At 46.6% G+C, this 12,348-nt stretch carries 10 protein-coding genes and 2 pseudogenes; 1 reads left to right on the plus strand and 11 read right to left on the minus strand.

The window, feature by feature from the left end; all coding sequences use genetic code 11:
* Positions 1 to 79: 79 nt before the first annotated feature.
* The 9 genes and pseudogenes from QUB61_RS16040 to QUB61_RS16080 all read right to left on the minus strand — a co-directional run bounded on the left by QUB61_RS16040 (position 80) and on the right by QUB61_RS16080 (position 8,592).
* Positions 80 to 721 carry an LON peptidase substrate-binding domain-containing protein gene (locus tag QUB61_RS16040; RefSeq protein WP_006632192.1) on the minus strand — a complete coding sequence of 214 codons (642 nt, stop codon included), beginning with the start codon at positions 719 to 721 and terminating at the stop codon, positions 80 to 82.
* Between the two features lie 512 nt (positions 722 to 1,233).
* Entirely contained in the window at positions 1,234 to 1,551 is a 318-nt protein-coding gene (gene rpsJ / locus QUB61_RS16045) for a 30S ribosomal protein S10 (RefSeq protein WP_006632193.1), read from the minus strand.
* A 183-nt stretch (positions 1,552 to 1,734) separates the two neighbouring features.
* Positions 1,735 to 2,964, minus strand: a complete 1,230-nt coding sequence (tuf, locus tag QUB61_RS16050) for an elongation factor Tu (RefSeq protein ID WP_333129369.1) — start codon at positions 2,962 to 2,964, stop codon at positions 1,735 to 1,737.
* Positions 2,965 to 3,065: 101 nt separating this feature from the next.
* A complete protein-coding gene (gene fusA, locus QUB61_RS16055; RefSeq protein WP_333129367.1) occupies positions 3,066 to 5,138 on the minus strand; it encodes an elongation factor G in 2,073 nt (690 codons plus the stop codon).
* Positions 5,139 to 5,483: 345 nt separating this feature from the next.
* Positions 5,484 to 5,954, minus strand: a complete 471-nt coding sequence (gene rpsG / locus QUB61_RS16060) for a 30S ribosomal protein S7 (protein WP_006632196.1) — start codon at positions 5,952 to 5,954, stop codon at positions 5,484 to 5,486.
* 137 nt (positions 5,955 to 6,091) lie between these two features.
* Positions 6,092 to 6,472 (minus strand): 30S ribosomal protein S12, encoded by a 381-nt coding sequence (gene rpsL, locus QUB61_RS16065; protein ID WP_172186436.1) that lies wholly within the window; start codon positions 6,470 to 6,472, stop codon positions 6,092 to 6,094.
* 99 nt (positions 6,473 to 6,571) lie between these two features.
* Positions 6,572 to 6,742, minus strand: coding sequence for a hypothetical protein (locus QUB61_RS16070; protein ID WP_333129365.1), 171 nt, complete (start codon positions 6,740 to 6,742; stop codon positions 6,572 to 6,574).
* Positions 6,729 to 8,001, minus strand: a pseudogene (locus QUB61_RS16075) (RNA-guided endonuclease InsQ/TnpB family protein). Before QUB61_RS16075 ends, QUB61_RS16070 begins: the two are co-directional and overlap by 14 nt.
* A gap of 108 nt (positions 8,002 to 8,109) precedes the next feature.
* Positions 8,110 to 8,592 carry an IS607 family transposase gene (locus QUB61_RS16080; RefSeq protein WP_445300245.1) on the minus strand — a complete coding sequence of 161 codons (483 nt, stop codon included), beginning with the start codon at positions 8,590 to 8,592 and terminating at the stop codon, positions 8,110 to 8,112.
* Positions 8,593 to 9,732: 1,140 nt separating this feature from the next.
* On the opposite strand from QUB61_RS16080, the gene QUB61_RS16085 reads away from it, so the two are divergent.
* Positions 9,733 to 10,584: an Npun_R2479 family HD domain-containing metalloprotein gene (locus QUB61_RS16085; protein WP_333129363.1), complete on the plus strand. Its 852-nt coding sequence runs from the start codon at positions 9,733 to 9,735 to the stop codon at positions 10,582 to 10,584.
* A gap of 251 nt (positions 10,585 to 10,835) precedes the next feature.
* On the opposite strand, the gene QUB61_RS16090 is transcribed toward QUB61_RS16085, so the two are convergent.
* Positions 10,836 to 11,351: a transcriptional repressor gene (locus QUB61_RS16090; protein ID WP_190744344.1), complete on the minus strand. Its 516-nt coding sequence runs from the start codon at positions 11,349 to 11,351 to the stop codon at positions 10,836 to 10,838.
* A 48-nt stretch (positions 11,352 to 11,399) separates the two neighbouring features.
* Positions 11,400 to 11,666 (minus strand): annotated as a pseudogene (locus QUB61_RS16095) (chlorophyll a/b binding light-harvesting protein); the annotation flags it as partial.
* Positions 11,667 to 12,348: the final 682 nt, after the last annotated feature.

Consider the following 12,348-nt stretch of genomic DNA (forward strand, 5'->3'; position numbering starts at 1 on the left):
TCGAAAATCGAATGATTTGTGTGTAATTCTTGCTTCAATGCAGGCAACACCGATTGTGCTTTTTTCCTGCGCCAATTGGCTACTTGAGCGTATCTTTAAGTACAGTCCTCGCTGCCAAGTGATTGCGAGTAGAAGTCAAAATTTCTGTTTCGCGTTCCAGCCTCGCTGCAGTATCTTGTAATTCTAAAAGAGTTTGCTGTTCTGTCGCTGCACCGTAAAGGTAGCTGGCTACCCAATAGGACAATTCGGTGGGCAAACTGGGAATGTCTTCCGGCAGGTCGATCGGCTGATCCATCAATTTGCTGGAGAGGCGAACGACATCTCTCAGCAGTTGTTCGACATCTTTTCCCAAAGGTCTGAGGTCTTTTTGCGGCGGTTCGTCTTCAATCCATTCTACTAGACCGACTAAATACGGTTTTTCCCGAACCGCGTCGAGCACTCGGAACCGCTGCTGCCCGAGAGTCATAATTTTCATGCGATCGTCGGGCAGGCGCTGACAGTGAATCACTTCGGCGCAACAGCCAACGGCAGAGACTTTGTTTTGGTTGGGGTCCCACATGAGCACACCGAAACGGCGATCGCCCTCCAGAATCGTATTCATCATTATTCGATAGCGAAACTCGAAGATTTGCAGCGGCAGCGGTCTACCTGGAAATAGAACCACTTCCGGCAACGGAAATAAGGGGAGTTCGCGAACTGCTACAGAGGAAGAGGATGCCATTGTCGCTCAAAAGTGACGGTACTTGCGCTTCTTTTTCTTACTTTAACTGATTTGAGTAATTCCGGCGCAAGAGCGATCGGCTTTTGGGCCGCCAACGGGATCGACTGCTCGCGATCGCCCGTGCTGGCAGCTTGACAAAGCCGTCATTTCGTCAAAATGCTAAATATACCTATTTGCTGAACTAAGTGATGCTGAAGGCGATGATAGCGACTGAAGCGAGGAGCGTTTGTGTAACCCTCCCCCCTTAATTAAGAATAATTATTTAAGTTCGCGCCGTACCAGAAATTATTGCTGATTACTGACTAATAACTAATGACTAATGACTAATAACTAATGACTAATAACTAATAACTAATGACTAATGACTAATAACTAATAACTAATGACTAATAACTAATAACTAATGACTAATAACTAATAACTAATGACTAATGACTCTCGAACTTTCTGCAAAAAGAAGGAACAAATGCTCTTTCCTTTGTTCCTTCTTTCTGCGTTTGAGATAGGTCAATCTACAGCTTGACTTCGATATCTACGCCGGCTGGCAAATCCAGTTTCATCAAAGCGTCAATGGTTTTGGCTGATGGCTGGTGAATGTCGATGATGCGTCGGTGCGTGCGGGTTTCAAAGTGTTCGCGAGAATCTTTGTCTACGTGGGGCGATCGCAGCAAGCAGTAAATCCGCCGTTTTGTCGGTAGGGGAATCGGGCCGATCGCTGTGGCTGCTGTCCGATTTGCTGTATCTACAATCTTTTCGCAGGATGCGTCTAGAATTCGGCGATCGAAAGCTTTGAGGCGAATGCGAATTTTTTGCTGTTGAATTGTTGCCATTTTGGTTTCTTGAATTTTCTAGGTTCAGTTTGTTGTTTGCTGTCTGTTGTCTGTTGTTTATTTGCAGTTGTGTTTGGCCTAACGGCTAACTGCGGACTCATGATTAATAAATAATCACTAAATAGCAGAAAAGCCTGATTAAATTTGGTGGCTTTTCTGCTATTCAAGAGTGTTAGTCGATTCCTACTTGAGGATTTTGGAAACAACGCCGGCGCCGACGGTGCGGCCGCCTTCGCGGATAGCGAAGCGCATTCCTTGTTCGATCGCGATCGGGTGGATCAGTTCAACAGTCATTTTGATGCGGTCACCGGGCATCACCATTTCAGCTTCCGAGCCGTCGTCTGCAGTGAACTGGTTGATCGTACCAGTTACATCCGTTGTGCGGACGTAGAACTGAGGGCGGTAGCCCGAGAAAAATGGCGTGTGACGGCCACCTTCTTCCTTTTTGAGGATGTAAACTTCAGATTCAAACTGAGTATGAGGACTGATGGATTTGGGCTTGGCAATTACCATCCCTCTTTCAATATCCGCCTTTAAAATCCCCCGGAGCAATAGACCCACGTTGTCGCCGGCCAAGCCTTCATCCAACGACTTGGTGAACATTTCCACACCAGTCACCGTAGTGCTGCGAGTGTCCTTAATGCCAACCACTTCTACTGTTTCGCCGACTTTGATTGTGCCGCGCTCAATCCGACCAGTAGCAACAGTACCCCGACCAGTAATCGAGAATACGTCTTCTACAGCCATCAAGAAAGGCTTGTCAACTTCGCGCTCTGGTGTGGGGATGTAAGAATCTACTTCTTCCATCAGCTTGTAAATTTTGTCAACCCACTCATTCTCGCCCTTTGTAATCTTGGGATTGGCAATCATCGCTTCGAGAGCTTTCAATCCCGAACCGGTCACGATGGGGATGTCATCGCCAGGAAAATCGTAAGAACTCAGGAGTTCCCGAATTTCCAGATCCACCAATTCTAGTAGTTCTTCATCGTCTACCATGTCTTCTTTGTTCAAGAAGACAACCAGGCTGGGAACGCCAACTTGCTTAGCGAGCAGGATGTGTTCGCGAGTTTGAGGCATGGGACCGTCTGCTGCTGACACTACTAGGATGCCGCCGTCCATTTGAGCTGCACCGGTGATCATGTTTTTCACATAGTCAGCGTGTCCGGGACAATCTACGTGGGCATAGTGCCGAGTTGTGGTTTCGTATTCCACGTGAGCAGTATTAATCGTAATACCCCGTGCTTTTTCTTCAGGCGCGGCGTCGATTTCGTCGTACTTCTTAGCCTTTGCTTGACCTAGTGCAGAGAGAGTCATCGTAATCGCGGCGGTCAAAGTTGTTTTGCCGTGGTCAACGTGACCGATCGTGCCGATGTTTACGTGGGGTTTAGTCCGTTCAAATTTTGCGCGTGCCATTCTTGATCTGTTCCTTGTTTCTTTTAGCGATTTTAGACTTGAGATTTTAGATTCTCGATTTTGGATTCAATCCAAAATCCAAAATCTAAAATCTAAAATCATTAGTTCCCTTTGTTCTTAGCGATAATGGCTTCTGCCACATTTCGCGGCACTTCTTCGTAATGGCTGAATTCCATTGTGAAGATGCCTCGACCTTGGGTTTTCGAGCGGATGTCAGTGGCGTAACCAAACATTTCTGCTAGTGGAACTTTTACAGAAACTTTGGCAATCCCCTGATCCGTCTCTTGACCTTCGATCTGGCCCCGACGTGAGTTGAGGTCTCCGATGACGTTCCCGATGTAATCTTCGGGAACTTCAACCTCTACTTTCATCATAGGCTCTAGCAGCACTGGCGACGCCTTCATTACGGCTTCTTTGATCGCCATTGAACCGGCGATCTTAAATGCCATTTCTGAGGAGTCTACGTCGTGGAAAGACCCGTCTACCATAGTAGCTTTGAGGTCAATCACGGGATATCCTGCTACAATACCTGATTCGCAGGCTTCTTTCATCCCTTGTTCTGCAGGACCGATGTACTCTTTGGGTACAGTGCCGCCGACAATTTTGGAGACAAATTCAAAGCCGGTTCCCACTTCTGCTGGTTCTAGTTCGATCACGACGTGACCGTACTGACCTTTACCGCCGCTTTGGCGGATAAATTTACCTTCGGCGCGGACGGCTTTGCGAATGGTTTCGCGGTAGGCTACTTGCGGCTGACCCACGTTGGCTTCTACTTTAAATTCCCGCAGCATCCTGTCTACGAGGATTTCCAGGTGCAGTTCGCCCATGCCGGCGATGACTGTCTGGTTGGTTTCTGGGTCAACGTTGACTCGGAAGGTGGGGTCTTCTTCCGAGAGCGACTGGAGGGCTTTGGAGAGCTTCTCCATGTCTTGTTTGGTTTTGGGTTCGACAGCCACGGAGATGACTGGCTCTGGAATAAACAGGGATTCCAGAATCACTGGCGCTCCTTCTTCGCAGAGGGTGTCGCCGGTGAAGGTGTCTTTCAAACCCAAGGCTGCTCCCAAGTCTCCTGCCCGCAGTTCCTCAACTTCTATCCGATCGTCGGCTTTGAGGACAATTAAGCGAGACACGCGCTCTTTTTTGTCTTTGGTGGAGTTGAGGACGTAGGTGCCTTTTTTGAGGATACCCGAGTAGACGCGAACGAAGGTCAGGCGGCCGTAGGGGTCAGCCATGATTTTGAATGCCAGGGCTGACAGCGGCGCGCTGTCGTCTGCAAATCGTTCTGCTGTGTCGCCGTTGGGCAGGAGTCCTTGAATTGGGGGAACTTCCAAGGGCGACGGCAGGTAGTCGATCACTGCATCCAACAAAAGCTGAACGCCTTTGTTTTTGAACGCCGAACCGCATAGCATGGGGACGATCGTGCCAGAGATCGTGCCAGTGCGCAAAGCTGCACGAATTTCTGCTTCTGTTAACTCTTCGCCTTCGAGGTATTTCTCGGTGAGGGCGTCGTTGGTTTCTGCTACGGACTCGATCAGCTTGGTGCGGTATTCTGCCGCTAGCTCTTTTACTTCATCGGGGATTTCTACTTCCTCGATGTCGGTTCCCGTGTCGTTGTTGTAGATATAGGCTTTCATTTGCACTATGTCTACAATTCCCCGGAAGTTTTCTTCGCTGCCGATCGGGATTTGGATGGGTACGGCGTTCGCTCTCATGCGATCGCGAATTTGGCCGTAGACTTTGTAGAAGTTTGCGCCCATCCGATCCATTTTGTTGACGAACACGATCCGCGGTACTTTGTACCGATCGGCTTGTCGCCACACTGTTTCGGATTGCGGCTGCACTCCCCCTACCGAGCAGAACACTGCGATCACTCCGTCGAGCACTCGCATCGAGCGTTCGACTTCGATCGTGAAGTCTACGTGTCCGGGAGTGTCGATGATGTTGATTTTGTAATCTTTCCAACTGGTGGTGATAGCAGCGGCAGTAATTGTAATTCCCCGCTCCCGCTCTTGCTCCATCCAGTCAGTGACTGCTGTTCCCTCGTGCACTTCACCCATTTTGTGAACCATGCCTGAATAGAACAGAATTCTTTCAGTTGTTGTTGTTTTGCCCGCGTCAATGTGGGCTGCGATGCCGATGTTGCGAGTTTTTTCTAGCGGGACGGTACGTGCCACAGCTACCTCCTTAATCTTGTGTTGCTGTTATAATACTATTATACTACACAGAAACCCTATTTTGCACTCTCCAGCGATTTATTACAGTCTCTGGAGGTTATTGTTACATTTTAATATTTTTTGCAAGATTTGTTTACAAAAATATTAAGGATGCGACATGGAGGATTCAGAGAGTGGGTGAATTTTGAGTGCCTGAATTTTGATTTTGGGAGTTTTGAGTTTGCTTCACTAAGGGCAACTGCGCCAAGGGAAGCAATCTCAACACTCAAAACTTACACTTGCCAATTTCTCGCCCGATGCTTTTATACCGCACGGTCGCGCTCTTCTCCATGCCCGAGTTGGCAATTAGTACCGGTAGTGAGCAAAAGCCTTGTTAGCTTCGGCCATGCGGTGTGTTTCTTCGCGCTTGCGAATAGCACTGCCTGTTTCGTTAGCTGCATCCATCAGTTCGTTGGCTAGCTTAGCTGCCATCGAGCGGCCGGTGCGGGCGCGGGCAAATCTGATCAGCCAGCGCAGGGCGAGCGTTGTACCGCGATCGGAACGCACTTCCATCGGCACTTGGTAGGTGGCGCCACCTACCCGGCGGGCTTTGACTTCGACCAGGGGTGTAGCGTTTTTGACTGCTTTTTCAAACAAGTCTAACGGTTCAGCCCCTGTGCGTTCTTGGATGGTTTTGAGGGCGTCGTAGACGATGCTGGAGGCAACGGATTTTTTGCCGTGCTGCATGATCCGTCTCACCATCATGCTTACCAACCGGCTGTTGTAGGTTGGATCTGGCGGAACTGGACGTTTTTGAATAACTGTGCGGCGAGACATAGTTCTATTGGGGATTTTTGATTTTGAATGATTGAGTTTGGGGTTTTGAGCTCAGATATCGATCTATGACGATCGAGCGTGCGATCGGCGCGATGGGATTTATTGTTGCTTCCCAACCCCGACGGGCGAGATCCTGGTTATTTTTTCTCTTTAGGACGCTTTGCCCCGTATTTGGAACGAGCCTGCTTGCGGTCTTTCACCCCAGCGGTGTCTAATGTACCGCGAATGATGTGGTATCTAACTCCGGGCAAATCTTTTACCCGACCGCCCCGGATCATTACTACCGAGTGTTCTTGCAAGTTGTGACCGATGCCTGGGATGTAGGCTGTCACTTCAAAACCAGAGGTCAGCCGTACCCGAGCCACCTTCCGCAGCGCCGAGTTGGGTTTTTTCGGGGTGGTCGTGTACACTCTGGTGCAAACTCCGCGGCGCTGGGGGCAACTCTTGAGAGCTGGCGATTTGGTTTTTTTCTGCGTTTGTTCCCGTGCTGAACGGATGAGTTGCTGAATAGTGGGCATGAGTTACGGCATTTCTAGCTTTTTGCTGAATATAGTGATTTAGCGGCATCCGCACTGAAAGTCCCTTCCCCTCTAGGGGGACGGGATTAATGAAAATAATTATGGGTAAGTGAGGATACCAGACTCTATATTGTACATGACTCGACTTTCTTTGGCAAGAAATTTGGCAAAGCTGTCGAACTTCTTTCCTTGCTGCCAGTTTCGACGATCGATCTCAACGGGCGAATGATATGTGACATAGCTGGTAAAAGTATAGTCATTTATAGACATGGGAGGCTTCAAATCCCTCCCCCTTCACTTTTACTTTGAGCGGATTGACCCGCGCAAGGCTCGAACTACGCCCACGACCTATCCCATTGCTGAACGCATTGGGGATTGCTTTTCTGAGGATGTTGTACGCGGCGTTGACATCAGAATTAATTAACTGACCAACTGATGTTTTGTACAGCCCTCTTTTAATCCGCTTACCAGTAAACACAGGAGCTTTATCTGTTTTCCCGTAGACAGGGATTGAATCTAAACCCAGAAAATTTGCGCGAGATGTGTAAGATTCTTCCTGCACGATTACCTTAATTCCCACCAACCGAGCTTTGTACTCCAACATTTCAATTAATCGAGCGTGAGGAATACTAACAAAGTTTTGGTTGGTTTGCTTCCCGAGAGCAATTTCAGTTTTCCACTGTGCATTCTTGCCAATTACTAGCGTCCCAATCTGCTTGGCCGTTAAAATGTCAATAATTAGGCGGCTGGCATGATGTAAGTAATTATCTGTTTTTTGGTAGCGACAGCGAGTTAAGCACTGAATGCGAGGCGAAGTTTTGCGATTCCCTTTTAACTGGGATTGTAATTGTGAAGAGCGTTTGTTGTAGAATTGATTGATCGATTTCAATAGTCGCCCGTTAATCAACAGTGGGGTAAAACCCGGTTGATTTGAAGTTAGCGCCACCAAATTATCCAGTCCTAAATCAATACTAGCTACAGAATTGGCATTACTGGCGGTGGACTCCGGTTCATCATAGATAACCTCAATTACATAGGAATCGCATTTGGGGACTAACCTAACGAAAGCAAATCTGAGCGAAACTGACTTGAGTTTTGATAAAAAAGTCAGTACCAGAAAGTTTAATGATTCCTTTTTTCGACTGCTTGCTACTAATTGCTTGAATTGTGTAGACAAGAAGGTTTCGCCCTTTAGCCTTATCTTTGTACTTCGGCAGTTTCGGGCGACCCGTGAATTTAGAGTCATCAGTTTTGTAAGCCTTAACCGCCTCAAAAAAGGATTTCCAATTCTTGTCTAGCACCATCAAGATTTGTTGACTAACCTTGGCGGGCATTGCCTTGTATGCTTCGTGAGACTTCATCAAACGGTTCATTTCGTTGTAGTTGACATAGTTCCATCCATAAATAAAGCTCTGACGAATGACGTAATTGGCGGCATTGTAGAGGTTCTTTGACTTGAAAGCTAGTTTGTCAATCTGGGCGAAACGGTGTTCCGTAGATTTAATGATGTGTCGCTCTGTCAACTGCATTCAGAACCTCCATCTTTCAACGAGCGCGATTATTTTTTCTGTCTTTCTACTAGCGCGTCGCTGTCCGTAAAGTCGGGCAGCAAAGCTTGTAACTATCGCCACCAAGTCTTACATCAACTCATCTTTTCCATTCTCCGCTAGATTAACTATTTCTAACTTAACCCCCAACCGAAGAAGCAATACGCCTAAATAATTTGTACCAAATCGAGCCAAGCGGTCTTTGTGTTCAACCAACAGAATATCGTAGTCATCTTGTTGTAGCAGTGTTTCCAACTGCTTTCTGTGGTCGTTCAATCCGCTGCCGATTTCTTTGACGCTTCTAACGATTTGATAACCGTTGGCAATTGCGTACTCGGTCAACCGCTCTGATTGACGGTTGAGATTATCTTTATTCTCAGAAGATGAGACTCGGCTATAAATAGCGACTCGGTTTTTCTTAGCTTTGTTTGATGGCGGCTGTGGCAGGTAGTCAACTATGATCAGACCGCTTTCCGTCTGTCGTGCCGGATGTGGCAGCTTATTTGCTTTCCACCAGCGCCATGCGGTTGTGTAACTTATGCCTATTGCTTTGGCGTAGTCCGGTAGTTTCATTTCGACCTCCTGACTACAGGATACTACTCTTGCTTACTGCTGCTTATAACCTTAATAAAGTTTTACAATACTACGATCTAAACGCAACCGTGAGGCTTGTCACAGCCGTCAGCAAAATTTATGACGATCGATATTTCGATCGAATCACCATTTTTCGGAAACGCCCATCCACTCCAGTCGGAGATCGCATCACAGTCTCAGCATCACAGTCACTGGCCGATCGGCATCACATAAACTTATCTAAAATTGCCGGGCAATAAGAAATATACATTCAGTTGACCGCAGATGACAACCAAAGCTTATATTCCTGAATAGGGAATTTCCGAACTTTACTTGAACATTTGGAAATTCGGTAAAATTGATCGGACTCAGTTCCAGACTATTCAATACGCAATTAATTCTCACAGTTTAACTGAGTGTCAAAAGAATTCCCCATCCTTCTAAAAGGTGGGGATGAATTTTGACCAATAAATAAAAGCGAAGCAACATTGTTTTCTTCTATTGTAATAATGTTGTATACTACTTTTGTTGCTATCTTGCATGGCGTTCTCTATAGTAAAGCTTGATAATTCCTCAGAAGTGTGCATGGGATTCGCTCTCGATCTCAGTCTAACATAGCCCTCTGTGTCACTGGTAGAAAGATAAGTCCAAACATAAGGCAGCCCAATAAACAAAGAAATAACTCTTGGGGAAGCAGAGAGTCTGCCTGTGGACGGCGAGTAAGACCAAAACACAGACGACTGTGTAGAGGCATCGGCGGATGAGACGGGAAGCTCCAAAGACGAATAAGACCGTCCTTGAATTGAGTTGATGTTGGAAGCCCCAACTTCAGCGAAGCAAGTTGGGGTACTTCACGAAGTTCAGACGAGCGAAAAATTGTCAGCAGGCTGCTCTATGCAGTACGGCCCGGATGGGTGCCAGTGATGGACCCAGTTGCTTGGGAGTTTTGAGGGCGGGCGCGAGATTGCTTCGTGACTCCCCGGGGGTAGTGGCGTCAATGAGTTTTGAGATTGCTACGCGCGAGCGAACAACGCACACGGGGTGCATGAGTTGTGAGTTAAAATCTCATCCATAAAATTAGAGGGTTCCCAAATAGATTCACCGCTCTTGAAAGGCAATATTAAGGTAAAAGGACAGGATATGTTTAATTCTACAGAACTGCTGATCGAGGCTTTCATCGAACAGCTTGAGAACGGGTACAGCCGCACTTACGGAGGCTACAAATCCGACTATGCTGACATTATTGCCTGGGTGGGGGCAATGGCGTTAGAAAACATCGCCAACAGCGACGGTCTTTATCACAATGTAGAACACGCCATTTGCATTACCTTAGTCGGTCAAGAAATCTTGCGGGGAAAACACATTCGCAAGGGCGGAGTTTCCTGCGACGATTGGCTCCACTTCATCATTTCTTTGCTGTGCCAAGATATCGGATATGTCAAAGGAGTTTGCCGGCAAGACCAAAAATCAGAAGGATTGTATGCTACGGGAAAAGATGGCATGAGAATTGCACTTGCTCCCGGTGCAACAGCGGCTAGCTTAGCTCCTTACCGAGTTGACAGAGCTAAATTGTTCATTGACGAGCGCTTCGGCAACCACAAGCTAATTAATGCTGAGATAATTAAGCAGAACATAGAACAGACTCGTTTCTCGGTGCTTGACGGCAACACTGACGAGGATGCAGTTAATTACTCTAGTTTAGTTCGTGGTGCTGACTTGATAGGTCAGCTCAGCAACCCGCAATATTTGCAGAAAATAGGCGCGCTGTTTTACGAGTTGGAAGAAAGCGGTGCTACTAAACTTTTGGGCTACCGACATCCGGGCGACTTGCTGCAAAGCTACTCTAAGTTTTACTGGAGCGGCATTTATCCGCACATCAGTGAATCTCTCGGTTACTTGCAGTTGACGCAGGAAGGCAAACAGATTGTTGCTAGTTTGTACGCTAACATATTTCGGATGGAACATCAACGTTCCGATTCTGAGGTTGCTTGACGGAAGGGGAAGGGGAAGGGGAAAGCGGCAAGTTTTGAATGGGTGAGATTGCTTTCCTAAGAATTGCTTCGCTAACATTCCTGGCAACGCTATTAAGGAGAAGGGAAAGACGGCAAGTTTTGAATGGGTGAGATTGCTTTCCTAAGAATCACTTCGCTAACATTCCTAGCAACGCTATTGCCGTACCTGAGTTAAAAAGTTACCAATTACCAATTACCCATTCCCCATTACCGAAGTGTATTTCATCCAACTCAACTAATTTCCTCCTCAATTTCCGAATGATATCTCGGACAGGACCAATTACTCGGCAGCAAAGAAGGCCATCCCTCCCGCAGCGCTTCCAAACAAACAGCACGCACAGTTAATTGACAATCAAGCAGTTCTACACCAGCTTTTTCAACTTGCTTTTTGCCAATTTTTAAAATCGATTCATCGCTAAATTCAAAGGTTTTGTGACACTGAATACAAACTAGATGGTGGTGGTGGTGCAATTCCCGCAAATTCAGTTCGTAATGTTTGTGTCCTTCTGCTAATTCTAGTTCACGCAGAATCCCAATCCTTGCTAATAAATGCAGGGTTCGGTAGACAGTAGATAAACCAATTCTTTCTCCTTGATTCTGCAAAGTCTTGTATAATTCTTCCGCACTCAAATGATTTCCTTGCCGCAGACTTTGAAAGACGCTCAAAATAGTTTCTCGCTGGGGAGTCAGGCGGCAGCCTCTCTGATTGAGTTCGACTTTGAGTGAGTTAGCGCTGTATAAATTCATGTCGTAAAAAATCAAAAAGTTGAACGGGAATTTTACTGGATTATCTGTTTTGCCTCCCGCACCAACGCCCAAGCCGAGTCTGGCTAGGTTTGGCAACAGGATTAAGCCTTGTTCGTACATGGGCAATTCTGGGTTGAAGCGTCCAAGCTCAAATAGGATATAGGCTCCCGCCCAGAGGACGATGAGGCCGGCGTGGGCGACGTGGCTACCGAGCAAACGGCCGTCCAGGTTGGTTAAGCGGGGGTTGCCGGCCCACCAGGGAATGGATTCTCCTTCGGCTGGGAAGGATTTTGTGGCCTTGCTTGTCACGGCGATTTACCTCTTGAGAAAGATGTCTGTTGAGTTTTAAGCGCTTGCAGGTTATTGATATAAATAATCAACAATTTTAGAAGTTTCGTCAAGGGGTATTTGATAAAAATTTTCACTAATTTGAGTTCACATATGTAACTGAAGAGTAAAAAACATCGTGATATCAAGCTTACGACTGTTTTGGGCGCTCTCTCGGAAGTAGGCTTCCCGTTAGGAAAAATAGTAACTCAAGGAATAGTTCATAATTTATTGATAAATAGTATTATTAAGGCTAGAGTATTGTTTAAGTAGCTATTTAATCCTCTGGGAAAAGAAAAGGTGGAAAAAGAAATCCGGTACTTTCCTCTGGCCAAGCTTCTATAAAAGTGGGGTTATATCAATTCCGGTTGCACCGGAATGATATACTCAAAGAGTGTCAAGAGTGCAACGAGGACAAATCATGCCTAAACGCCTCAAGTTAGAGCCTCATCAAACCTCCTTGCCCGTTATCTCAACTTGGTAGTGCCCTGAAGGAAAGGATAAAAAAATCAACCGAATTCAAATAAAAGTAGGCACCTGGAGTTGTAAATTATCATTATAATGATGTAGAAAACGCCAAATTGCAGCAAGAGGATTTTCTAATTTTTTAGAGAAGGCTAAGCTCTTTCTTACCAACCGAGATACTCGTTGTCGAATAGTACAGTTGAAG

This window comes from Microcoleus sp. C2D2 (assembly GCF_036702495.1).
In the GTDB taxonomy this organism is placed as follows: Bacteria; Cyanobacteriota; Cyanobacteriia; order Cyanobacteriales; family Microcoleaceae; genus Microcoleus.

Excerpts from the sequence above, each read along its gene's own strand:
- QUB61_RS16090 (WP_190744344.1), bottom strand. The coding sequence starts at position 11,351 with ATGAATTTATACAGCGCTAACTCACTCAAAGTCGAACTCAATCAGAGA.
- QUB61_RS16040 (WP_006632192.1), bottom strand. The coding sequence starts at position 721 with ATGGCATCCTCTTCCTCTGTAGCAGTTCGCGAACTCCCCTTATTTCCG.
- tuf (WP_333129369.1), bottom strand. The coding sequence starts at position 2,964 with ATGGCACGCGCAAAATTTGAACGGACTAAACCCCACGTAAACATCGGC.
- QUB61_RS16085 (WP_333129363.1), top strand. The coding sequence starts at position 9,733 with ATGTTTAATTCTACAGAACTGCTGATCGAGGCTTTCATCGAACAGCTT.
- rpsL (WP_172186436.1), bottom strand. The coding sequence starts at position 6,472 with ATGCCCACTATTCAGCAACTCATCCGTTCAGCACGGGAACAAACGCAG.
- QUB61_RS16080 (WP_445300245.1), bottom strand. The coding sequence starts at position 8,592 with ATGAAACTACCGGACTACGCCAAAGCAATAGGCATAAGTTACACAACC.
- rpsG (WP_006632196.1), bottom strand. The coding sequence starts at position 5,954 with ATGTCTCGCCGCACAGTTATTCAAAAACGTCCAGTTCCGCCAGATCCA.
- rpsJ (WP_006632193.1), bottom strand. The coding sequence starts at position 1,551 with ATGGCAACAATTCAACAGCAAAAAATTCGCATTCGCCTCAAAGCTTTC.
- QUB61_RS16070 (WP_333129365.1), bottom strand. The coding sequence starts at position 6,742 with ATGTCTATAAATGACTATACTTTTACCAGCTATGTCACATATCATTCG.